At 57.4% G+C, this 22,724-nt stretch carries 19 protein-coding genes, 1 tRNA gene and 2 pseudogenes; 11 read left to right on the top strand and 11 right to left on the bottom strand.

The genetic code is table 11. The annotated features are described in order from the left end of the window. Positions 1-77 (top strand) — tRNA-Ile (locus tag KGD89_RS02920). Positions 78-201: 124 nt separating this feature from the next. Beyond that, positions 202-434: pseudogene (locus tag KGD89_RS02915) on the top strand (site-specific integrase); the annotation flags it as partial. 46 nt (positions 435-480) lie between these two features. On the opposite strand, the gene KGD89_RS02910 reads toward KGD89_RS02915, so the two are convergent. Then, positions 481-1,631, bottom strand: a protein-coding gene (locus KGD89_RS02910) for an IS3 family transposase (protein WP_117148159.1) whose coding sequence is annotated in 2 segments (ribosomal slippage) — positions 481-1,394 and positions 1,394-1,631 — 1,152 coding nt in all. Because the reading frame shifts where the segments join, the coding sequence is not laid out codon by codon here. 124 nt (positions 1,632-1,755) lie between these two features. After that, positions 1,756-1,845: pseudogene (locus KGD89_RS26210) on the bottom strand (transcriptional regulator); the annotation flags it as partial. A 364-nt stretch (positions 1,846-2,209) separates the two neighbouring features. Between KGD89_RS26210 and KGD89_RS02905 the strand changes: the two are divergent. Continuing rightward, entirely contained in the window at positions 2,210-3,412 is a 1,203-nt protein-coding gene (locus KGD89_RS02905; RefSeq protein ID WP_025258326.1) for an O-antigen ligase family protein, read from the top strand. On the opposite strand, the gene KGD89_RS02900 is transcribed toward KGD89_RS02905, so the two are convergent. Continuing rightward, positions 3,402-4,292: a glycosyltransferase family 2 protein gene (locus KGD89_RS02900; RefSeq protein ID WP_025262627.1), complete on the bottom strand. Its 891-nt coding sequence runs from the start codon at positions 4,290-4,292 to the stop codon at positions 3,402-3,404. The two genes, KGD89_RS02905 and KGD89_RS02900, sit on opposite strands and share 11 nt — an antisense overlap. Positions 4,293-4,403: 111 nt before the next feature. Further along, positions 4,404-5,642, bottom strand: coding sequence for an acyl-CoA thioesterase/BAAT N-terminal domain-containing protein (locus KGD89_RS02895; protein ID WP_038399740.1), 1,239 nt, complete (start codon positions 5,640-5,642; stop codon positions 4,404-4,406). 144 nt (positions 5,643-5,786) lie between these two features. Between KGD89_RS02895 and KGD89_RS02890 the strand changes: the two genes are divergently transcribed. From KGD89_RS02890 to KGD89_RS02865, 6 genes are all read left to right on the top strand, one after another. Then, positions 5,787-6,854, top strand: a complete 1,068-nt coding sequence (locus KGD89_RS02890) for an FUSC family protein (RefSeq protein ID WP_025258325.1) — start codon at positions 5,787-5,789, stop codon at positions 6,852-6,854. Positions 6,855-6,865: 11 nt separating this feature from the next. Continuing rightward, positions 6,866-7,327 carry an Lrp/AsnC family transcriptional regulator gene (locus tag KGD89_RS02885; RefSeq protein WP_025258324.1) on the top strand — a complete coding sequence of 154 codons (462 nt, stop codon included), beginning with the start codon at positions 6,866-6,868 and terminating at the stop codon, positions 7,325-7,327. A gap of 296 nt (positions 7,328-7,623) precedes the next feature. Then, the gene (locus KGD89_RS26205; RefSeq protein ID WP_025258323.1) at positions 7,624-8,667 is read left to right on the top strand and encodes a methyl-accepting chemotaxis protein; all 1,044 of its coding nucleotides are present in this window, start codon (positions 7,624-7,626) and stop codon (positions 8,665-8,667) included. A 180-nt stretch (positions 8,668-8,847) separates the two neighbouring features. Further along, positions 8,848-10,527 (top strand): flavin monoamine oxidase family protein, encoded by a 1,680-nt coding sequence (locus tag KGD89_RS02875; protein ID WP_025258322.1) that lies wholly within the window; start codon positions 8,848-8,850, stop codon positions 10,525-10,527. An 18-nt stretch (positions 10,528-10,545) separates the two neighbouring features. After that, a complete protein-coding gene (locus KGD89_RS02870) occupies positions 10,546-11,346 on the top strand; it encodes a carbon-nitrogen hydrolase family protein (protein WP_025258321.1) in 801 nt (266 codons plus the stop codon). Between the two features lie 112 nt (positions 11,347-11,458). Then, a complete protein-coding gene (locus KGD89_RS02865) occupies positions 11,459-12,589 on the top strand; it encodes an AGE family epimerase/isomerase (RefSeq protein ID WP_051427712.1) in 1,131 nt (376 codons plus the stop codon). Between the two features lie 3 nt (positions 12,590-12,592). On the opposite strand, the gene KGD89_RS02860 is transcribed toward KGD89_RS02865, so the two are convergent. From KGD89_RS02860 to KGD89_RS02835, 6 genes are all read right to left on the bottom strand, one after another. Then, a complete protein-coding gene (locus KGD89_RS02860) occupies positions 12,593-13,357 on the bottom strand; it encodes an SDR family oxidoreductase (protein ID WP_025258320.1) in 765 nt (254 codons plus the stop codon). Positions 13,358-14,100: 743 nt separating this feature from the next. After that, complete coding sequence (locus KGD89_RS02855; RefSeq protein ID WP_025258319.1) at positions 14,101-14,817, bottom strand: ABC transporter ATP-binding protein; 717 nt, start codon at positions 14,815-14,817, stop codon at positions 14,101-14,103. Further along, positions 14,814-15,689, bottom strand: coding sequence for an ABC transporter ATP-binding protein (locus KGD89_RS02850; protein WP_025258318.1), 876 nt, complete (start codon positions 15,687-15,689; stop codon positions 14,814-14,816). The genes KGD89_RS02855 and KGD89_RS02850 overlap by 4 nt, the downstream gene beginning before the upstream one ends. Next, the gene (livM, locus tag KGD89_RS02845; RefSeq protein WP_025258317.1) at positions 15,686-16,987 is read right to left on the bottom strand and encodes a high-affinity branched-chain amino acid ABC transporter permease LivM; all 1,302 of its coding nucleotides are present in this window, start codon (positions 16,985-16,987) and stop codon (positions 15,686-15,688) included. The genes KGD89_RS02850 and livM overlap by 4 nt, the downstream gene beginning before the upstream one ends. A gap of 2 nt (positions 16,988-16,989) precedes the next feature. After that, complete coding sequence (locus KGD89_RS02840) at positions 16,990-17,904, bottom strand: ABC transporter permease subunit (protein ID WP_025258316.1); 915 nt, start codon at positions 17,902-17,904, stop codon at positions 16,990-16,992. Positions 17,905-18,068: 164 nt separating this feature from the next. Then, entirely contained in the window at positions 18,069-19,205 is a 1,137-nt protein-coding gene (locus KGD89_RS02835; protein ID WP_025258315.1) for an ABC transporter substrate-binding protein, read from the bottom strand. A 563-nt stretch (positions 19,206-19,768) separates the two neighbouring features. Between KGD89_RS02835 and pncB the strand changes: the two genes are divergently transcribed. Both pncB and nadE read left to right on the top strand, forming a co-directional pair. Further along, positions 19,769-20,992 (top strand): nicotinate phosphoribosyltransferase, encoded by a 1,224-nt coding sequence (gene pncB, locus KGD89_RS02830; protein WP_025258314.1) that lies wholly within the window; start codon positions 19,769-19,771, stop codon positions 20,990-20,992. A 27-nt stretch (positions 20,993-21,019) separates the two neighbouring features. After that, a complete protein-coding gene (nadE, locus tag KGD89_RS02825) occupies positions 21,020-21,847 on the top strand; it encodes an ammonia-dependent NAD(+) synthetase (RefSeq protein WP_025258313.1) in 828 nt (275 codons plus the stop codon). A gap of 105 nt (positions 21,848-21,952) precedes the next feature. Here nadE and azu read toward each other — a convergent pair whose 3' ends face one another. After that, a complete protein-coding gene (gene azu / locus KGD89_RS02820; RefSeq protein ID WP_025258312.1) occupies positions 21,953-22,399 on the bottom strand; it encodes an azurin in 447 nt (148 codons plus the stop codon). Between the last annotated feature and the right edge of the window lie 325 nt (positions 22,400-22,724).

The raw sequence follows: 22,724 nt of genomic DNA, 5'->3' as shown, positions 1-22,724 counted from the left end.
GGGCCCATAGCTCAGTTGGTTAGAGCAGAGGACTCATAATCCTTTGGTCCACGGTTCGAGTCCGTGTGGGCCCACCATGTTTTAGGAAGCTGCGCTTTGCACGGCTTTCGTCTTTTTGGGTTTGTGGCAGCCGGATCAGTCCTATGGTCCGAAGGTACAAATACAGTGCGGCTTCGCTTGCACGCCTTTGGAGTCCTTCAGATGGCCACAATCGTCAAAACCCCTGCCGGCACCTAGAAGGGTTATCCGCAAGACCGGATGGCCAACTAATACCAAAACCTTCCGCACCAAACGCGACGCCGAGGATTGGTCACGACGCACCGAGGATGAAATGGTAGGGGTGTGTATATCCAGCGCAGCGGCTCCGAGCGACTGACGCTCGAAAAGGCGCTTCTGCAATGCGTGAAGTGAGCCCTACCAAGAAGCCCACAAAGTAGAGAGCGGAAGCAACCAAGGCGCAGCTGAATCGCCCCGGATTTTTTAGACACCTTGCAAGCTCATTACGTAACGCTTTTCAAACTCTACTGGCGACAGCTGATTGTTGAAACCATGACGACGTTTTACGTTGTAGAACATCTCGATGTAGTCGAACACATCACTACGAGCATCTTGGCGCGTGGTGTAAATTTTTCGCTTGATCCGTTCCCGCTTTAGAAGCTGGAAAAAGCTTTCGGCCACGGCGTTGTCATGGCAGTTGCCTCGGCGGCTCATGCTGGCAACCAAGTTGTTCGCCTTCAAAAAGCTGCGCCAATCGGAGCTGCTGTACTGGCTCCCTTGGTCGCTGTGAACCATCACCTCCTGCTTCGGTTTACGTCTCCAAACCGCCATCAATAACGCATCAATGGCTAAATCACTGGTCATCTGCGACTTCATGGACCAGCCAACGACCTGGCGAGAAAACAGATCCAGCACCACAGCCAAATACAGCCAGCCTTCATACGTACGAATGTAGGTGATATCGGTGACCCAAACCTTGTTGGGCTCTACGAGATCAAACTGGCGCTTCAGTAAATTGGGTGAGACGACCGCTGGCTTACCGCCGTACTTTCTAGGGCGACGTCGATACCCTGTCTGAGAGCGTAGCCCTTCAAGACGCATCAGCCTCGCCACACGATGACGACCACAATCCTCACCGACCTCGCGCAGATCGTCATGGATTTTGCGATAGCCATAAACGCCGCCGCTCTCCAGCCATGAATGCTTGATCAAACCCAGCAGTCGCTGATCGTCTTTGGCGCGTGCAGATTGCGGCTCAGACAACCAGGCGTAATACCCACTGGGATGGACTTTCAGCGCCATGCAAAGCCGTCGAATCGAATAGTCGCCCGCGCGCTGTTTGATAAAGGCGTACTTTAACCGCACTCCTTGGCAAAGTACGCGGCGGCCTTTTTTAATATGTCTCGCTCTTCAGTCACCCGCTTGAGTTCCGCTCGCAGACGACGCAGCTCAGCATGCTGATCATCATCCTGCTGCCGTTCTTGTTGAGGTTTGCTGTAGCGCTTTATCCAGGCATAGAGGCTATGCGTCGACACGCCGAGACGAGCCGCTACATCAGCGACAGGCAGCTTCTTTTCGATCACCTGATTGACCGCTTGGATTTTGAATTCTTCGGGGTAACGCGGGTTGCTCATGGCACCTCCTAATTGACCCCAGTTTAAGGCAAAGAGGTGTCTACGAAACCCGGGGCGATTCAGCCAGTGCCGATAAGCCTCCGATCAGGACGCTCCGGCGTTGCAACCTGCAGCAGGGTCGCCATCACTCAAACATCCCCTCGATTTCATCAAGCGTAGCCATGACAGCTGGTATAAACGAGAACTCACAGTCCAGCGCTCCCAGCACTCTTGCTGAGCCATCCGGGAACCTCCAGCGCCAGAGACGCTCGAATCGCCTCATGGAAGCCTCTCAACCTTCCTGAGTTGGAGATTTCTCCATACAGATGATGAACTTGGAATGATTTTGAATAAAAGCCACACGCCCTTTTCACACGCTGACGTGTAAGCTACGGGCACCGGTCACGTTGAGGATGACTGGCAGGTACAGGGATGGAATACCTCAGGTCTGCTATACAGACGAATAGCTGCCTGGATTTTTTGACACAAAACTACGGCCCACCGTTTTCGGAACACCAAAAAACAGCCCGCAAGATACCCCTGATCAATCGAAGGCGTATCCCATACAATTACAGGGTTTATTTAGATGGGCACGAAAAATGTCAGTTGATGTGTCACCAGAGAGTAGAAACCAACGCTTGAGCAATCTGATCACCAAATACTTACTACCGCTAGGCTGGCTGATTACTCTCACAGGAATTTTCTGGATCTGGGATAGAGCGCTCTACCACAAGCTTTTTTATATTTTCCTGGCCTTCCCCACCTTTCTGACGCTGGTCCTGCAGCCACGCTTGCTGAAGACCCTGATCTGTAACCCGTTATTCATCGCATTCGGTGTCTTCAGCGTCTATATCCTCATCAGCATTGCGTGGGCCGTGACGGAGGATGATCTGCCAGGCCTGCTCAAACGCCCGATGTACGTCATGTTGTTGTTGTTTTCGACCGGCATCATTGCCTTGCATTACCCCGCCCGGCTGGAGCAGTACACTCGTCTTTCGGCACTCTTTGCCGTTCTGGTCGCAGGTCTGTCCCTGACCTACTTTATAGTTTTCGAGATGCAGGCCGGTGAAGCCCGCCTCAATGGCTACGGCGTGCTCGAAAATCCGTTGCTCACCGCTCATGTATTGGGCGCATTCGCTGCGTTCTGGCTGGCCACATGGTTTCAGGCGCGCAAGGCCTGGAACCCGGTGCCGATTATCTGCCTGGTACTTCTGGGCGCAGCCATCATGGCAACCGGATCAAGGACGCCCCTGATTGGGCTGACAGCGGCTCTGGGGTGGCTGTTACTGGTGGGCGACCGACGTCGCAGCCTGTTGGCCGTTGGGGTCGCTATTGCTGTTCTGATCACTGTTCTGCTGATTCATCCCGACGCAATCACACAACGCGGTCTGTCCTACCGACCCGCGATATGGATGGAGTCGCTGCGCCAGATCGGCGAACACCCGTGGCTGGGCCACGGTTTCGGCACATCGATGACAGTGGTCATTCCGGGCCTGGACTTCACTCTTGCCGACCCGCACAACATGGAGTTGGGCGTGCTCTATTCGGGCGGCATTCTGGGATTGGCGCTGTGGATGACGCTGTATGGCCTGGCGATACGATTCTGCTGGGTCTACCGCAGTCATACCGCCGTGACCATTGCGGCGGCCTGGCTTGTTTTCGGATTCGCTTCCGGGCTGACTGAAGGCAATGCCTTCATGTCACGCCCCAAGGAACACTGGTTCCTTATCTGGATGCCGATGGCGCTGATCTACGCCCAGTCGCTGATTCTCTGGCGGCAGGAACGCGCACTCAGGAAGTAATCAGCCGCCACACACCGCGCAGGGTTTTCCTGTTCCAGTACCTGACCGGGATATCTGCCAGGATTTCCCGGGCCAGCACCTTGTCGCGGTTGGCGTACTTGAGCACCGTGGAGTTACGGAAGTTCATGCACACCTGCTCGTACTGCGGGTGATCGCGAAAGACTTCGTAGGTTTTCAAGACATTCTCGACCATGAACCGGCCATTCTTGAAGGTATTGCTGGGGTGGTCACGATACTGCGCCAAGACCTCGCCAAGAATATCGATGAAGTAACCGGCACGAGCAATCGACAACTCGATGTAGATATCTTCCAGACGAATCTCGGGGTTGAAACCGCCGACCTTGTCCAGCGCTTCGCGCCGAAACATCAAGGTGGCTGATGCCGGTCCCGGTTTGCGATTGAGGAACAGGTCGTCGAAATCCAGACGGCGGAATGCCAGATTGCGGTTGCGCTGCTCCCGCTCGCCCATGACCTTGCCGTCCTGGTCGATGGTTTCGATATTGGCCGCGCAGATGCCCACTTCGGGCTTGTCCTTCATGTATTCCACCTGGGTGGCAATACGGTGGGGAAACATGATGTCGTCGGAGCCGAACGGCACAATCAACTCGCCCCGCGCACGCTCGATCGCGTCATTGAGGGTACGGGCAAGGCCCTTGTTGGCCTGAAAGCGCAAATCAAAACCATGCTTTTCCTGAAGCTGTTTCAGGAGCTCCGGGCTCTCGTCCTTGGAGCCGTCGTCGACAACCAGAAGTTCGATATTCGGGTAGGTCTGGTTGATGACGCTATTGATGCTGTCTTCTATGTAGCGAGCGTGATTGTAGGAAGCGATGATCACGGTCACCAGCGGTGTGTCACTGACCTCGTGACGTTGAGCAGACATAAAAAATCCCCTGGGTCGAATCTGTGCGGCATTCGGTATTTCTGGGTGAATGCCGGGCTCAAGGCTTGAAAACCTTGATTGGTATAGTTGCGGCAATACTACTTGAATCGCTCATCTTTTCGTAGCGAGCGCCCCTTCCAGGAACCTCCTGACACCCTGCCACGACTGTTCGTTTGCCCGTGCATTCGCACTCGGACTCCCATCATCACTGTAGGTCGCCGGTATGTAAGGCAACAGAATGCTATGCCCTGCATCCTGAAAATCCAGGTGCTCTACCGGCCATGGGTGTTGATGTTCTTTCAGCCGCTGCTCGACCATGCGCCCGAACAGGCTGGAGGGCCATGCTGCATCGTCGGTGCCAGACAGGAGAATGACCGGGCCGCGGATTCTTTCGACTGCGATGCCTACGCGAGCGACTGCTTCAGGATCGTCGAGTGCGGTGAGAATGGATTCGGCATTGCGGCGTCCGGCATCTCGGGCGTCCCAATTGGCTGTTCGATTGTTGTTCCACAGGTGATCCAGCGGTTGGCCGCGATACAGCCAGGCGGGGCCGTCGCGCCCTATGGCGGGGTCAGCAGCAGCTTGTCCGCCATGAACCAGGGCACTGGGAACATAGCCGATCACGGCGGATACCAGGTCGGGAAACAGGCTGCCAAGCAGCAACACCAGTTCGCCACCACGGGACTGGCCGCTCAGGGCGATGAAGTCATTTTCCGGTTTGAGTTCGCGACGAATCCAGAGCAGCGCCTGCTGGAAATATTCCAGTGGTGTGTTGGAGATGTAGCCCGACAGACCGGGTGCCTTGAAATAACCCAGGGCCAGGGCGGCATAACCTCGCGACGCATAGAGTGCCGCTCGCGCTTCGTTGATGCCGCCACCCGAGCCATTGAGGACCATCACGGCAGGATGCGGTCCGTCACCTGCTGGCATGAATAACGTGCCCACCAATCCGTCCTCGCGAATATCGCGACGGCTGACGCCTGGCCCGGCGAGACGCTGAATCATGGTCACGGATTGATCGCAGCCCGACAGCGCAACTTCGGTCAACAGCGGTTCTAGCACCGAGTCCGGAAAGATTTCCTTGCTCGCGGCATGTTGCGGACGCTGGCTCCAGAGCAGCCCCATGGCCGATACCTCTGCGTAATCGCCCGCTATCGGCGCATCGCGCTGCAGATCGACGATCCCTTGGGCATCGGCCACAAAGGTCGCATGGCTCTGCCAGGACTGGCCTGCGCCACGACGGGTCGTTGCCGTGAGGGTTATCTGTTGGCCCGCCGCCAGACCTTCGACACAAATGCGTCGCGGCTCGTCCAGGAGAGCATCCAGCGGAGTGATTGATAAATGTGGCATCAGCTTTTTCCATGAGTCCTTGCTACCCGTCACAATGACTCAAAGCGGCAAAGCAATAAACAATTCCCCCTTCAGTTGTGGCTTACTGGAGATCGCTACCATCAAAGCATGGACACTTTCCCAACCCTCGCGGCCATTTAACGCATGACGAATTCGCGCTCTGTTTTCATCCCTTCCTGGCTACGCCCTGTTCTGCGCCCTGTGCTTGATCCGTATCGCCGTTACCGGCATGCGCGTCTGATTCATGCGGCGCGTATCGTGGTCGGGCTGCTGGTGTCGATCCTGCTGACATCCGGCCTGAACATGCCCCATGGCGAGTGGGCTTCGGTGACGATGCTGATCGTGATCGGTGGTTTGCAGCACCATGGCAATATCGGCAAAAAGTCCGTGGAACGCGCATACGGAACACTGATTGGCGCAGGCCTTGGGCTGTTTGTGGTGGTGCAGCAGGGGTATCTGGAAATCCCGTTGCTGACTTACGTGATCATGTCCGTGATGTGCGGATTCTTCGCTTATCACGCCATCGGCAAGGGCGGTTATACCGCGCTGCTGTCGGCAATCACCCTGTTTATCGTGGCCGGGCACGGGGTCAACCCGATCAGTGATGGTCTGTGGCGAACGCTGGATATCATGATCGGTATCGCGCTGGCCCTGGCCTTCTCCTTTGCCTTGCCGCTGTATGCAGTCTTCTCCTGGCGCTACAACCTGGCCAGCGGCCTGCGCGATTGCGCCAAGGTGTACGGGCGCATCCATCAGGGCGAGCCGATCAGTGCCGATGAGCACTTGAAGCTGACCGCAAGACTCAACGCCACGATGCTGCAACTGCGCTCGCTGCTGCCGTCGGTGTCCAAAGAAGTGAAGATTTCCATGGTCGAGCTGGATGCGATTCAGGGCCATTTCCGGATGTGCCTGAGCACGCTGGAGATCCTTTCAAACATTCGCCCGGCCGACCTCGATCAGGCCGCAGGCACAACTTTGAAAACCTCCATGGACGCCGACTACCGCCAGATCCGCAGGCAATTGATCGGCATGGCCCGCGCCCTGCAAACCGGTGCGACCGAACGTCTGGCACGCACGTCGGAAAACACTGCCACCCAGGCTGCGATTCCTGCCGAGCTGACCGGTTACCACTTGATGACTCAGCAACTGGCGCACAACCTCGACGGCTTGCAAGAGCGCTTGTCCAGGACCGCCAAGCGCTGGAAATTTTGAAGGAGAGCACCGTGTCCGATAGCCGCCCTCTCGCTCTGGACGATATCGACCGCCAGTTGATTGCAGCCCTGCAACTCAATGCACGGGAAAGCGTGGCCACGCTGGCTCGGCAACTGGGGATTGCCCGCACCACTGTCACTTCACGCCTCGCTCGCCTGGAAAGTACCAAGGTCATCACCGGTTATGGCGTGCGCCTGAGCCAGCGGGTCGTTGATGGTGGCCTGCAGGCCTACGTGGGCATTACCGTCCAGCCTCGCTCGGGCAAAGAGGTGCTGCGTCGGCTCAGCACCCTGGCGCAGGTTCAGCAGTTATGCGCCGTCAGTGGCGAGTTCGATTATGTCGCCTGGCTGCGCACCGATTCGCCTGAACAACTGGACCAGTTGCTGGACCTGATCGGCAGTATCGACGGTGTGGAAAAGACCACCACTTCGATCATTCTCAGCAGCAAGATTGATCGTGGTCATGCTGTTTGATCAGACTTCTGTAATGAGCTGATCAGTATGAAAAGTGTGTAACTACTTCTCCTTAAAAACCCGATTACGACATCCGCCTACCTTATTGCGACATTCCTGAATAATAATCAAAACTAAATACAGGCAAGGTGACACTACTGATGTTTTTCAGATAATTTGCACGTATCAGGGACGCCATCAATAAATAATAAATCAGGGACAACTTTATACAGGGGCCAACAGGCCCTTTTTCAGTTTCACCCTCTCGAGCTTCGAGAACTCTGCCGCCACTCCCACATTTTTCAAGTAGAACGAAAATGATTGAGCCAGAGCGGATCGTCATCCTGTCCAAAGAAGTAGAGGCGTTAGCCAATCGGGGCGTCAGCGATATTCAAGTGATTACCCGACAGACACGCCTGCTGGCAATCAATGCCCTGATCGAAGCGGCCCATGCCGGTAGCGCAGGCAAAGGTTTTTCGGTCGTGGCCGAAGAGGTCAAGAATATCTCCGAGCGTGTTTCAAAGATCGCAGGAGCCCTGACTCATGACTTGCAAGCCTCGGTCAATCAGTTGATCGAACTGGGCCAGAGCATGTGTTTCGACATGCGCGGCCAGCGCCTGGCCGACCTGTCCCTGAACATGATCGAAATCATCGACCGCAACCTGTACGAACGAACGTGTGACGTCCGCTGGTGGGCAACGGATGCCTCGCTGGTCGATATGCTTACCACCCAGACACCACAGACATGCGCTCATGCCAGCAAACGTCTGGGCATCATTCTGGACAGCTACACCGTCTACCTGGACATATGGGTCGCCGACACGACAGGACGAGTGGTTGCCTGTGGTCGTGCCGGCACTTATGAGAAAGTCATGGGGGCCAATGTTGCCGAAGAGCCCTGGTTCAAGAATGCATTGCGTCACAGCTCCAGCGATCAGTACTACGCGGGGCAAGTGACTGTAGAACCGCTATTGAACAACTCGCAGACATGCGCGTTCAGTGCGGCAGTGCGTATCAATGCCGGTTCTCATAGCCCCGTCGTCGGCGTCATTGGTATTTTCTTCGACTGGCAGAGCCAGGCCAGGTCCGTTATTGACGGCGTTCGTCTGAGTGATGAAGAGCGCGCACGCAGCCGGGTCATGATGGTCGACGCCAACCACCGGATCATTGCCAGTTCGGACCCAGAAAGCCTGCTCGGCGAACCCATCCAGCTACAGACCAGGACCGGGCACAAAAGCGGTTACAGCACCCAGCAGGCTCAAGCCATTCAGGGCTATGCACTGACACCCGGCTTTGAAACCTGGCCGGGCATGGGATGGCTTGGCGTGATAGAGCAACAACTTCCCGCCATAGAATCCTGACACAGCCACACCCGCGAGCCAGACATCACTGGCTCGCTTGCGCAGCTCAAATCAACAAAGTGACCGCCACCCTCGTCATATTGAACAAAATCAAATCATAACGACGACACTTTGCGTCTTATTAACGTGCTCGCGCTTATCTAGACTGTGGTTTTCGCTGTAGCCGAATCAAGGTCTGTCATGAAAAACAATCGTCATCCTCAAGACGGCAAAAAGCCGATCACCATTTTTGGCCCTGACTTTCCTTTTCCCTTTGATGACTGGATCGAGCATCCGGCAGGTCTGGGCAGCATTCCGGCAGAAAACCACGGCAAGGAAGTCGCGATCATTGGTGCCGGTATCGCTGGGCTGGTGGCGGCTTATGAACTGATGAAGCTGGGCCTCAAACCTGTGGTTTATGAAGCCTCGAAAATGGGCGGCCGCCTGCGCTCACAGGCTTTCGAGGGTGCCGAAGGCATCATCGCGGAACTGGGCGGCATGCGCTTTCCCGTGTCGTCTACCGCGTTCTATCACTACGTCGACAAGCTGGGTCTTGAGTCCAGCCCATTCCCCAACCCGCTGACGGCTGCTTCAGGCAGTACCGTCATTGATCTGGAAGGCACGACTTACTACGCACAAAAGCTGTCGGACTTGCCTGCGCTCTTTCAGGAAGTGGCCGACGCATGGGCGGATGCTCTGGAGTGCGGCTCGCAGTTTGCCGATATCCAGCAGGCCATCCGCGACCGCGATGTGCCGCGCCTCAAGGCGCTGTGGAACACGTTGGTTCCGCTCTGGGACGACCGCACGTTCTATGATTTCGTCGCCACCTCCAAAGCCTTCGCCAAGCTGTCGTTCTATCACCGGGAGGTATTCGGCCAGGTGGGCTTTGGTACTGGCGGCTGGGACTCGGACTTCCCCAACTCGATGCTGGAAATCTTCCGCGTAATCATGACCAACTGCGACGAGAACCAGCACCTGATCGTGGGCGGAGTGGAACAGGTTCCGCTGGGCATATGGCGTCATGTACCGGAGCGTTGTGCCCACTGGCCTGAAGGCACCAGCCTGTCGTCACTGCATCGCGGCGCGCCACGCACCGGGGTCAAACGCATTGCGCGGGCCGAGGACGGAAACCTGGCCGTCACCGACAACTGGGGTGATACGCGGCATTATTCGGCGGTGCTGACCACCTGCCAGAGCTGGTTGCTGACCACCCAGATCGAGTGTGAAGAGTCGCTGTTCTCGCAAAAGATGTGGATGGCCCTGGATCGCACCCGCTACATGCAGTCCTCGAAAACCTTCGTCATGGTGGATCGTCCGTTCTGGAAAGACAAAGATCCGGAAACCGGCCGCGACCTCATGAGTATGACCCTCACCGACCGGCTGACCCGAGGCACTTACCTGTTCGATAACGGCGACGACAAACCGGGGGTGATCTGCCTGTCCTATTCATGGATGAGCGACGCCCTGAAGATGCTGCCGCAGCCTATCGAGAAGCGGGTGAAACTGGCGCTGGATGCCTTGAAGAAGATCTATCCGAAAGTGGATATCTCCGCACGCATCATCGGTGACCCGATCACCATTTCATGGGAAGCCGACCCGCATTTCCTCGGGGCCTTCAAAGGTGCGCTGCCGGGCCATTACCGCTATAACCAGCGGATGTACTCGCACTTCATGCAGCAGGACATGCCCGCCGAACACCGCGGCATGTTTCTGGCCGGCGACGATATATCCTGGACCCCCGCATGGGTCGAGGGCGCAGTGCAGACGTCATTGAACGCCGTGTGGGGCATCATGACTCACTTTGGTGGCAAGACGTCCCCAGAGAATCCGGGCCCCGGCGATGTGTTCCACGAGATCGGCCCTATCGCCCTGGCGGACTGATTCAGGAGGAAAACAGCCATGCGTATCGCACTGTATCAATGCCCGCCAATGCCACTGGATATCGACGCCAACCTGTTGCGGCTGGAGCAACAGGCTCGGACGGCGGCAGAGCAAAAAGCCAGTCTGCTGGCCTGCCCGGAGATGTTCCTGACCGGTTACAACATCGGAGCAGAAGCGGCTCGCAAACTGGCGCAACCGGCCGATGGGCTCGCAGCTTCTCGTGTCGCAACCATTGCCCGGAACCACGGTATCGCGATTGTGTATGGCTATCCCGAACTCGGCAGTGACGGGCATATCTACAACGCGGCGCAACTGATCGACAGCCACGGACAGAGCCTGGCCAACTATCGCAAAACCCATCTGTACGGTGAGCTGGACAAGTCGATGTTCACGGCGGGCAGCGATGACTTTCCAGTGGTGGCGCTTGATGGCTGGCGTCTCGGCCTGCTGATCTGCTACGACGTGGAGTTCCCCGAAAACACCCGTCGCCTGGCGCTCGCCGGTGCCGAACTGATTGTGGTGCCGACGGCAAACATGGAGCCTTACGATTTCATCTGTGACATTACCGTGCGAGCGCGGGCGTTCGAGAACCAGTGTTATGTGGTGTATGCCAATTACTGTGGCCGCGAGGGCGAGATTCATTACTGCGGACAAAGCAGTATTTGCGCACCGGACGGCAGCCGCCCGGCCCTGGCGGCGCGGGATGAAACGCTGATGGTCAGTGAGCTGGACAAACCATTGCTGGAAGGCACACGGGCGATCACGCCCTATTTCCATGATCGACGGCCGGGGTTGTACAGCGATCTGACCAAGACCTGAGTTTTGAAGGGATTGTTCGCGAATAAATTCGCTCCTGCGGCGGCCTGAGCGCAAATCCCGAGCGCCTCCTGCTAACATGTCGCGCATCTCGACACTGCCGTGACGCCAGCCGATGCCCCATGCTTCCAGTTCTGCCTCAAGGTCTGAATTGACCTCCAGCCTCACCCGCCTTCAGGAACACTTCTTCAAAGTCGTCGTGCCGCTCTGGCAAGGTCCTGGCTGGAACGCGCAACTGGCGTTGCCTTATGAAGCGCTCGATGCGCAGCACCATCCTCTGCCGCCACAACGCTACAGAGCCATGGCCTGCGCCCGGCAGTTGTTCCTGTTTTCCAGCCTGATCGGTCACCCGGACTTTCCGGACGCCGCGACTCGCGCGGGTGCGCTGTTTCGCTCCATGCAGCAACACTTTCATGATGCGGAACACGGCGGCTGGTTTTACAGCATCGATCCACAAGGCCAACCGCTGGACCGCCGCAAGGATCTCTACACCCATGCTTTCATCATCTTTGCCTTCGCCCATTACTGGGCCAGGGTAAAAGAGCCTCTGGCCGAGTCGGCACTCAATGCCGCGCTGAACGTTGTCGCAGAGCGTTTCGACGATGGGGCCGGTCTTTACGAAGCGAGCCTGGATGAAGACTGGTCCACGCTGGGCAGCGGGCCTTTGCAGAACCCGTTGATGCATCTGGCTGAGGCGTTTCTGGCAACGCTGTCGGTACGTCCGGATCCCAAGACCCAATCGGCCCTGAATGGGCTGGTCACTCACATGCAGCGCCGCTTCATCGACCCGGCGACGGGTGTGATGCTGGAGAAACCGCTGGGGGCTGTGGATAACTGGTATGAACCGGGACACCAGTTCGAGTGGTTTTTCTTGCTGCACACCTCTGCCGAACTGCGCAGCACTCCGTTGTATGCCTCGTTGAACCGGGCGTTCGCGCTTGCAGAGACTCAGGGCGTCGATCAGCAAACCGGTGCGGTGACCGCGATGCTGACATGTGACGGTGTTGTACGTGATGGCACCCAGAGAATCTGGGCACAGGCCGAATATCTGCGGGCGCTGGCGTTGCGTCCTGACGGCCTGAGCCGCCTGGATCAACAACTCACAGCGCTGCAACAGCGATTCCTGCATGCCGGTGGCTGGCATGAATGCCTGGATACCAATGGCCAGGTCAGTCGCAGCGATATGCCATCAACGACGCCCTATCACCTGGCCACCTGCTACATCGGCCTGGCCGAACACCTGTAGGAATCAACCGCGGTTGCGGTCGATCGCAAAACCGGCCCAGGTCTGGCTGACGGGCATCAGCTCAAGGCTGTTGATGTTGACGTGCGCCGGAGTGTTCATGATCCAGAAGATCGTCTCGGCGATGTCCTCTGGCTGGATAGGCTCGGCACCGGCATAGGTCGCATCGTACTTGGCCTGATCACCACCGAAGCGCACCAGCGAGAACTCGCTTTCGCACAGGCCCGGCTCCAGGTTGGTTACACGTACGCCCGTGCCGATCAGGTCATTGCGCAGGTTCAGCGAGAACTGCCCCACGAATGCCTTGGTGCCACCATATACATTGCCGCCCGGATACGGGTAGTTGCCCGCAACAGAACCCAGGTTGACGATACTCGCGCCACGACCATGGCCGATCAGACGCGGCAGCAGCAGGCGTGTGGTGTAAACCAGGCCTTTGATGTTGGTGTCGATCATGGTGTCCCAGTCATCCAGATCGCACTTGGGTGCAGGGTCGATGCCCAGCGCCAGGCCTGCGTTGTTGATAAGTCCCCGAATGGTCGAGAACTCTTCTGGCAAACCAGCGATGGCGCTTTCCATGGCAGCGCGGTCACGTACATCCAGCACCAGTGTATGCACCTTGGTTTGCGCTGACAGCTCGGCGCTCAAGGCGTCCAGACGCTCCTGGCGGCGGCCGGTCAGCACCAGCGACCAGCCCGCTTCGGCAAAGCGACGGGCGCAAGCTTCGCCAAACCCGGAAGTAGCGCCCGTGATGAATACGGTGGAAGTCATTTCGTTCTCCTGACATGGCGCAATAAAAGCGCAGCCTGTTAATAAGTTCACAGCAAGACCGGCAGGATGCCCGCCCGGAGCCGTCTGGATCAAGCATGTGGACAAAGCTGCCCACAGAAAACCATAACTGTACAAAAAACGAACAACACCAGCAAAGCCACGCATCACAAGGCCTGCAAGGGGTTTTGCCCACCTTATCCACAGTCAGGCCCACAAACTCTGGGGGCAAGTGTAAAACCCTGGATGGCTTGCATTTCAAGGGCTGTAGCGCATCGGGAGAAGTTTTTCCCTTGACTTTGAAACCGACACCCAGGCCCCACAAAAGTGAGCAAAACCTTGCACCGCCCTCCAGACCAATAACAATGCCGCTTACCCGACTATTTCCAACGCTTGCCCACAGACTTATCCACAGGCTTGCGCATCACACGAACTGTATGAACAACCAGGTATCAAGGCGTTGACAAAAGCCTGTAGAGAACATCTAAAAATGACTGATCAAAAAACAACCACCCCGCTATAACCCTTATATATAAAGGCCTACAGCCAAATACTCCCAAGTTATTAACAGCCAGTTCCACAGTAAACCTGAACAAGTCAAAACCGTGACAAAACAACCGTTTGCAGCGGCTTTATGTCGCGTTTGAGTGGCCTGTCAAAATTGTTTTCCACAATTTGAAAAAACAGCGCCCCGAGTAAAAGACACCCGGGGCGCATGGATAAACGCTGCTGTTTTTTTGACTGAATCAGTGCCCGCCCAGATAAGCGCTCCTGACCTCTTCATTGACCAGCAATTCCTGCCCGGTGCCTGACAGGCGGATTTCACCGTTGACCATCACATACGCACGGTCGGACAGCTTGAGTGCGTGGTTGGCATTCTGCTCGACCAGGAAGATCGTCATACCGGTGGCCGCCAGTTCGCGCAGGGTCGAGAAGATCTGTTTGACGATGATCGGCGCCAGGCCGAGGCTCGGCTCGTCGAGCAGCAACAGTTTCGGGCGGCTCATCAGGGCTCGGGCGATGGCCAGCATCTGCTGCTCGCCACCGGACATGGTCATGGCGCGCTGGTTACGGCGCTCCTTGAGCCTGGGGAACAGATCGAACATGCGCTGCATGTCTTCGGCCGAATGCTTGTCGCCAATCGGTATGGTGCCCATCAACAGGTTTTCCTCGACCGACATGTCAGGGAATACCCTGCGCCCTTCCGGCGACTGCGCAATGCCGTTGGAAGCGATGTAGTGCGACGACTTCTGCGTGATATCGATGCCCTGATAGAGGATCTGCCCGCTGGCAGCACGCGGCTGGCCGAAGATCGACATCAGCAGCGTGGACTTGCCCGCGCCGTTGGAGCCGATCAGGCTCACGGTTTCGCCTTCATCGATATGCAGCGAAACCTTCTTGAGAGCCTGGATCGGCCCGTAATACACATCGATCTCTTTCATTTCGAGGATCGGCTTGCTCATACCAATTCCTCTTCATCAGCGCCCAGATAAGCGGCGATCACTTTAGGATCGTTGCGGATCTGCTCCGGTCTGCCAGCGGCAATCACGTTGCCGTGGTCCAGCACCACAATATCGTCGGAAATATTCATGACCATACCCATGTCGTGCTCGATCAGCACGATGGTCATGTCATGTTCGTCCCTCAGCAGGCGGATCATGCCGCTCAGGGCTTCGGTTTCCTGAGGGTTGAGGCCGGCGGCAGGCTCGTCGAGGCAGATCACCTGGGGCCGTGTGCACATGGCCCGGGCAATTTCCAGGCGGCGCTGCTGACCGTAGGACAACTCACCGGCGAGGCGGTTGGCGCAGCCCACCAGATCCACCACTTCCAGCCAGTAGAACGCCGTATTGAGTGCATCCTCCTCAGCCTTGCGATAACCCTTGGTATTGAGAATGCCGCTGAGCAGGCTGCGATTGACCCACATGTGCTGGGCCACCAACAGGTTTTCCACTACCGACATTTCCTTGAACAGTCGAATGTTCTGGAACGTGCGCGCCAGCCCGGCCCGGTTGACCAAATGGGTACCGCCGAACATCTTGTAGTACAGGCGGCTGAAGAAGCTCTTGGGTGAGACGAAGTCTGTCGCAGCAAACGACTCGCCCAGCAGCTTGATCACATTGGTGGTCTTGCCACGGGTATGCAGCTCGATACGTCCGCCCGTGGCTTTGTAGAAACCGGTCAGGCAGTTGAAGACCGTGGTCTTGCCCGCGCCGTTTGGGCCGATCAGGGCAAAGATCGAGTTGCGACGAACTTGCAGGCTGACATCGCTCAACGCCTTGATGCCGCCAAAATGCATCATCAGATGCTCGACCGAGAGAATGACTTCATTGCTCATGACGCCGCTCCTTCTTTGGTCAGCATGCCCTTGCGCGGCATCACACCAGTACGGCTGATGCGGATCAGGCCCCGAGGCCGCCAGATCATCATCAATACCATCAGGATTCCGAACAGCAGTACCCGGTACTCGGAGAAACTGCGCAGCAGTTCGGGCGCGACCGTCAGCACGAAAGCCGCAATCACTACCCCCACCGTCGAGCCCATGCCACCCAGCACCACAATCGCCAGGATCAGTGCCGACTCGAAGAAGGTGAAGGAAGTCGGGTTGACGAAGCCCTGATAGCTGGCGAAAAACACACCGGCCAGACCGGCCGTCGAAGCCCCGATGGTGAACGCCGACAGCTTGACGAGCACATGATTGAGCCCCATCGAACGACAGGCAATCTCGTCTTCGCGTAGCGCTTCCCAGGCACGGCCGATGGGCATGCGAGTCAGGCGATGCTTGATGAACAGCACGGCCAGCACCACGATGAACAGCACGGTATAGATGAACAGGAATTTCAGGTCCGGGTTGTAATCGAAGCCGAAATATTCGTGAATCGGAATACCGCCCTCTTTGGCACGACGTCCGAACTCCAGGCCAAAAAAGGTGGGCGCTGGCACGGGGACGCCATTCGGGCCGCCGGTAAAGGACAGCCAGTTGTTGAGCACCAGACGGATGATCTCACCGAAACCCAGGGTCACGATGGCCAGATAGTCGCCGTGCATGCGCAACACCGGAAACCCCAGAATGCACCCGGCCAATGCAGCGGCAATCGCCGCCAGAGGCAACGCCGACCAGAAACCCAGGCCCAGATACTGGTAACCCAGAGCCAGGCCATAGGCACCAATGGCATAAAACGCCACGTAGCCCAGGTCCAGCAGCCCGGCCAGACCGACCACGATGTTCAACCCCAGCCCGAGCAGAACGTAGATCAGCCCGAGGATGACCACAGTCAGCAGGTACTTGTTGGCAAAGATCGGAAACACGATGGCGATCACGATCAGCAGCGGGATGATCCAGTAGAGGCTCGACTTGTGATCGGGCTTGAGCACATGCACGCCCGAACCGGAGCTCTCGAAACTCTGGCTGATGCGAATGCCCTTGGGCGTCTGCAGGAACAGGCTCATGAGGAAACGACCCGCCATGACCACCGCCACCAGCAGGGCAACACGGGTCGGTTGCAGGTTGAAGCTGTAGCCGTCGAGCACGATGCCCACGATCGGGCCGAAGACGATCAGCGCCAGCAGCCCGGCAATCACAGCGTCGATCAGGCTTTTCTTGATATCGATAGGTTTAGCGACAGAAGCAGACATACTTATACCTTCGCCACGAGTGGGCGACCCAACAGGCCTTGAGGACGGAAAATCAGGATCAGTACCAACAGGCCGAAACTGAACACGTCTTTGTAATCGGAGTTGATCAGGCCGGAGAACTGCGACTCGGCCACCCCCAGGATCAAGCCTCCCAGCATCGCGCCCGGCAGCGAGCCGATACCACCCAGCACTGCGGCAGTGAACGCCTTGATGCCGATGACGAAGCCGGCATAGAAATCGAATGTGCCGTAGTTCATGGTGATCAGCACACCCGCCAGCGCGGCCATGGCAGCACCGATGATGAACACGTAGGAAATGACCCGATCCGTATTGATCCCCAGGATCGACGCCATCTTGCGATCCTGTTGCGTGGCGCGGCACATGCGGCCCAGCTTGGTGTACTTGATGATGTAGGTCAGCAGCGCCATGCCGGCGAAAGCGGCGATCAGAATGAAGATCTTGGTGTAGGTGATCTGCACGAAGCCGGTTCCGACCTCGAAGCGCCACGCGCCTTCAAGAAGCGTGGGCACACCCTGCTGCCGGGCGCCCTGACTGATCTGCGCGTAGTTCTGCAGGATCAGGGAAATACCGATGGCGCTGATCAGCGGTGCCAGCCGGGTCGAGTTGCGCAGCGGCTTGTAAGCCACCCGCTCAATGACGAAGCCGTAGACACCTGTCACCACGACGGTGAAGATCAGCGTCCCGAGAATCAGGAATGGAAACGACTCCAGACCGAAGAAAGACAGAACCGCCAGGCCGATTGCGGCCAGGTAGGCGGAGATCATGTAAACGTCGCCATGGGCGAAGTTGATCATGCCGATAATGCCGTAGACCATCGTGTAGCCGATGGCAATGAGGCCGTAGACAGACCCGAGGGTCAGCCCGTTGACCATTTGCTGCAGGAAAATACCGTCCATCACGCACGCTCACACACTTGAAGGCCGCTCAAGGCACTGCTCGCCCTGCCCTGAGGGCAAAACGAGCAGGTCCTGCGGCAACAGAAGAGTCCAGGCCCGCCGAGGCGCGAGCCCGTTACCATGCCTGCCCCGCCCGAAGAGGCAGGTCAGGCGCTGTATCTATCTCACTTCTGTTGTTCAAGCTGCTTGTATTTACCGGTCGCGTCCCACTGATACACCACATAGTCGGAGACTTTCAGGTCGCCCTTGGCATCCCAGCTCTTCTCGCCCATGACCGTCTTGACCGGGTTGGCTTTCAGCCATACGGCCGCAGCATCGCCCTTGTTGGACTTGGCACCGTTGAAGCCGGCAGCCAGCACCTGTACGGAAGCGTAGGCATACAGGGTGTAGCCTTCAGGCTCGTAACCGGACTTGCGGAACTCATCGACCACTGCCTTGCTCTCCGGCAGCAGGCGCGGGTCAGCCCCGAAGGTCATGTACACGCCATCCACGTACTGTGGGCCGCCTGCGGTCCTCACCAGCTCATCAGTCACGACGCCATCATCGGACATGAACTTGACGTCCTTGAGGCCTTGCTCGCGCAGTTGACGAACCAGCGGGCCAGCCTCCGGGTGCAGACCACCGAAGTAGACGACATCGGCGCCCACCGAACGGATCTTGGTAACCAGAGCACTGAAATCTTTCTCGCCACGGGTCAGGCCTTCGTACAGGACCTCTTTCACGCCACGCTTGGCCAACTGGGCACGGGTCGCATCGGCGAGCCCCTGACCGTAGGTGTCCTTGTCGTGGATAACCGCGATTTTCTTGCCTTTGAGCACATCGACGATGTAATCGCCGGCAACCACGCCTTGCTGATCGTCACGCCCGCACATGCGGAACATTTCTTTCAGGCCACGCTCGGTAACAGCCGGGTTGGTGGAACCCGGAGTAATGGCAATCACGCCTGCATCGCTGTAGACCTCAGAAGCCGGAATGGTGGATGAGGAACAGAAGTGCCCCACAACTCCCACAACCTTGTCCTGATCGACCAGACGGTTGGCGACAGCCACGGCCTGCTTCGGCTCGCAGGCATCATCGCCACGGACCAGAACAATCTTCTCCCCGTTGACGCCACCTGCTGCGTTGATCGCATCCGCAGCCGCCTGAGCGCCCTTCATATACTGCTCGCCAAACGATGCGTTGGCACCGGTCATCGGGCCTGCAACGCCAATCTTCACGTCAGCTTGAGCAAACGAAGACACGCCCAATGCAGTTGCCACTGCGATTGCCAGAAAGCCTTTCCTGTAAAACGTATGCGACATGAGTGGTGCTCCTGAGGTTTTTTTAATTAGCACTGCAACTACAAGCGTTGCTTAGAGCAAGGGGCGTGCCATCACTTTTCATTCGGCGAGCCGGAATGTCTGTGCAGCCGTCTCAGTACTGACCGATCCTTGGAAAAGGGCCGTGCAACCGTCCGCAACGCAAAAGGTGCAACCATGGAAAAACATGGCGCAACCCGAACAAACAGAAACGGCGAACCACACACTCCCCGACGTGCAACCCGGCTGTAACCGGTCACGTCACCGAAGTGCACACCCCCAGTGCGCATACGCTACGAGACGCACCATTTGAGGTTAGTGGAAGCACAGGAAAACGCTGGCGATGATGCACAAACCCGGACTGCAAGCCCCGCCATGAGGCATGCCGATCTGTTACCCGCAGATGTCCGGCGCCCATCACTGTCCCGGTTTTTCTGCACGCAATGCGGGAACAGTTGGATCATCCGGCAAGTTAAGGGTGACAATGGGAACCCAGCAGGCCGCGAGCACTCTGAACACGACATTCGCGAGCCCAACGTTATCGGCTGCTCTGGAGATCCAAATCAATGAGCGGGAGCGCCTTCTCGAATCGCATCGTGCAAAATCTGCTCGATACCGATTTCTACAAGCTCACCATGATGCAGGCGGTACTGCATAACTATCCCAATACCGATGTGGAGTGGGAGTTTCGCTGCCGAAACGGCGAAGACCTGCGGCCCTACCTGACCGAAATCAGGCATCAGATCGAATTGCTGTGCGAGCTGTCGTTGAGCAACGAACACCTGGCATTCCTGGAGCGCATCACCTTTCTGAAACCCGACTTCCTCAGGTTCCTGGGGCTGTTCCGCTTCAATACCCGTTATGTGAAGACCAGCATCGAAAACGATGAGCTGTGCATTCGCCTTAATGGTCCGTGGCTGCATGTAATCCTGTTTGAAGTCCCCTTGCTGGCCATCGTCAGCGAAGTCCGTAATCGTCATCGTTACCCGGACATCATGCTCAGTCAGGCGCGTGAACGTCTCTACGACAAGTTCGAGTGGCTGACCAGCAACGCCAGTACGGATGAACTGGCCGAACTGAAAGTTGCTGACTTCGGCACCCGCCGTCGCTTCTCCTACGGCGTGCAGGAAGCAATCGTGCAAGTGCTCAAACGTGACTTCCCCGGCCAGTTCGTCGGCACCAGTAATGTGCATCTGGCACGCGAGCTTGATCTCAAGCCGCTGGGCACCATGGCTCATGAATGGATCATGGCGCACCAGCAACTCGGCCCGCGCCTGATCGACAGCCAGATCGCCGCGCTGGACTGCTGGGTTCGCGAGTACCGCGGGCTGCTGGGTATCGCCCTGACCGACTGCATCACCACCGATGCCTTCCTGAGCGACTTCGATCTGTATTTCGCCAAGCTGTTCGACGGTCTGCGCCACGACTCGGGCGATCCGGTGAAGTGGGCTGAAAAATGCATTGCTCACTATCAGAGGCTGGGTATCGACCCGACGAGCAAGACCCTGGTGTTCTCCGACGGCCTGAGCCTGCCCAAGGCGCTCGAGATATTCCGGGCATTACGCGGCCGCATCAATGTCAGCTTCGGGATCGGCACCAACCTCACCGCCGACATTCCAGGCATTGCACCGATGAACATGGTGCTGAAAATGACCGCATGCGCCGGGCAACCTGTGGCAAAGATTTCCGATGAGCCAGGCAAGGCGCAATGCAAGGACCCGAACTTCGTCTCGTACCTGCGACACGTGTTCAAGGTGCCCGCTTTGACTGCACCTGAAAAACCCGTTTGAATTGTCCCGACTTACGAGGAGTGACTCATGCACGCCGTACAACAGCAGATCGCTGAACAGCTCAATGTCCAGCCGCCTTTCGCCGACCACAACGCTTTGCAGACCGAAGTGGCCCGCCGCGTGGACTTCATCAAGGAGTGCCTGCTCAATGCAAGGCTCAAGACGCTGGTACTGGGGATCAGCGGCGGCGTCGACTCACTGACCGCTGGCCTGCTGTGCCAGCGCGCCGTCAAGGAACTGCGCAGCAGCACCGGCGACGACAGCTACCGCTTCGTTGCCGTACGCCTGCCGTATGTGGTGCAACATGACGAACACGAAGCCCAGGCTTCTGTGGATTTCATCGATCCGGACGAGCGTCATACCGTCAACATCGGCGAGAGCGTCAAGGCACTGGCCGCCGAAGTCAGGGCCTTCGATGGCAAACCCGCAGGCACGGTGGACTTCGTGCTCGGCAACACCAAGGCGCGCATCCGCATGGTGGCGCAGTACACCATCGCCGGGGCTTATCAGGGGTTGGTGGTAGGTACTGATCATGCGGCCGAAGCCGTCATGGGCTTCTTTACCAAGTTCGGTGACGGCGCCTGCGACCTGGCCCCCCTGAGCGGCCTGGTAAAAAACCAGGTACGCGCCATCGCCCGCCATTTCGGCGCACCGGAATCACTGGTGGAGAAAGTACCAACGGCGGACCTGGAAGACCTGGTACCCGGCAAGCCGGACGAAGCCTCCCATGGCGTGACTTACGCCGAGATCGATGCCTTCCTGCACGGCGAACCTGTGCGTGAAGAGGCATTCAGGATCATTTGCGACACCTACTCCAAGACCCAGCACAAGCGTGAACTGCCTTATGCGCCTTAAGCAGGACCGGATTTATCCGGGAAGGCGGTGGAACTGACGATATGGGCACCTGCACTTCGCGAATGAATTCGATCCCAGGGGGAATTCATTCGCGAAAGCATCAACTTACTTCAGCGTAACCGTGCCTTTCATCATGCTGATGTGGCCCGGGAACGAGCAGAAGAACTGGTATTTCTCGGCCGGGTCGAGCTTTGACACATCGAAGGTCACGGAATCAGTCTCACCGGCACCGATCAACTTGGTGTGAGCAATAATGCGAGTGTCACCTTCCTTCAGGTATCCCTTGTCGATACCCACGCTCAGGCCATCAGTGGCGATAGCCTGCGAGTCAGCCGTTTTGCTCAACACCCAGTTATGACCCATCACGTTCTTCGGCAGGCTGCCGGAGTGGGTCAGGTTGACGGTGAAGGTCTTGCAGCTCTTGTCGATCTCGATGGCTTTGGTGTTGAACATCATCTGATCGGTCGAATCGACGGTGGTAGAGCATTCGGCAGCCAACAACTGACCACTGGCCAACGTCAACAGAGAGATAGCTACAAGCTTGCGGATCATATGAATCTCCAAGGCAGGGTACTTCATTAATGTGATGAGAGACTGCCCCATTCAGGGCCAGGTTCCAATGACCTGCGTCAACGTGACTCCCAAGGAAGGCTTATCGATCAGTGGCGCGGAATGATACCGGCTATCGCCGCCATCGAAACAATCAAACAGCCAGCCAGCGCAGGCGGCTCTACCATCGGCGCATTGCCACCCATGGAATGCCTGTCATGCAGCTCAATAGCCTGTTTCGCAGTTTGCTTGCCGCTTACGCCTGTGGCGCCAGCGCCAGTTGTCCACACGATGCCTGCGACCAGGCGCGGCGCACTGCCGGATAATT

Origin of the sequence: Pseudomonas cichorii (assembly GCF_018343775.1) — a bacterium.
Classification (GTDB): Bacteria; Pseudomonadota; Gammaproteobacteria; order Pseudomonadales; family Pseudomonadaceae; genus Aquipseudomonas; species Aquipseudomonas cichorii.
This window is presented reverse-complemented; position numbering and strand designations above follow the sequence as displayed.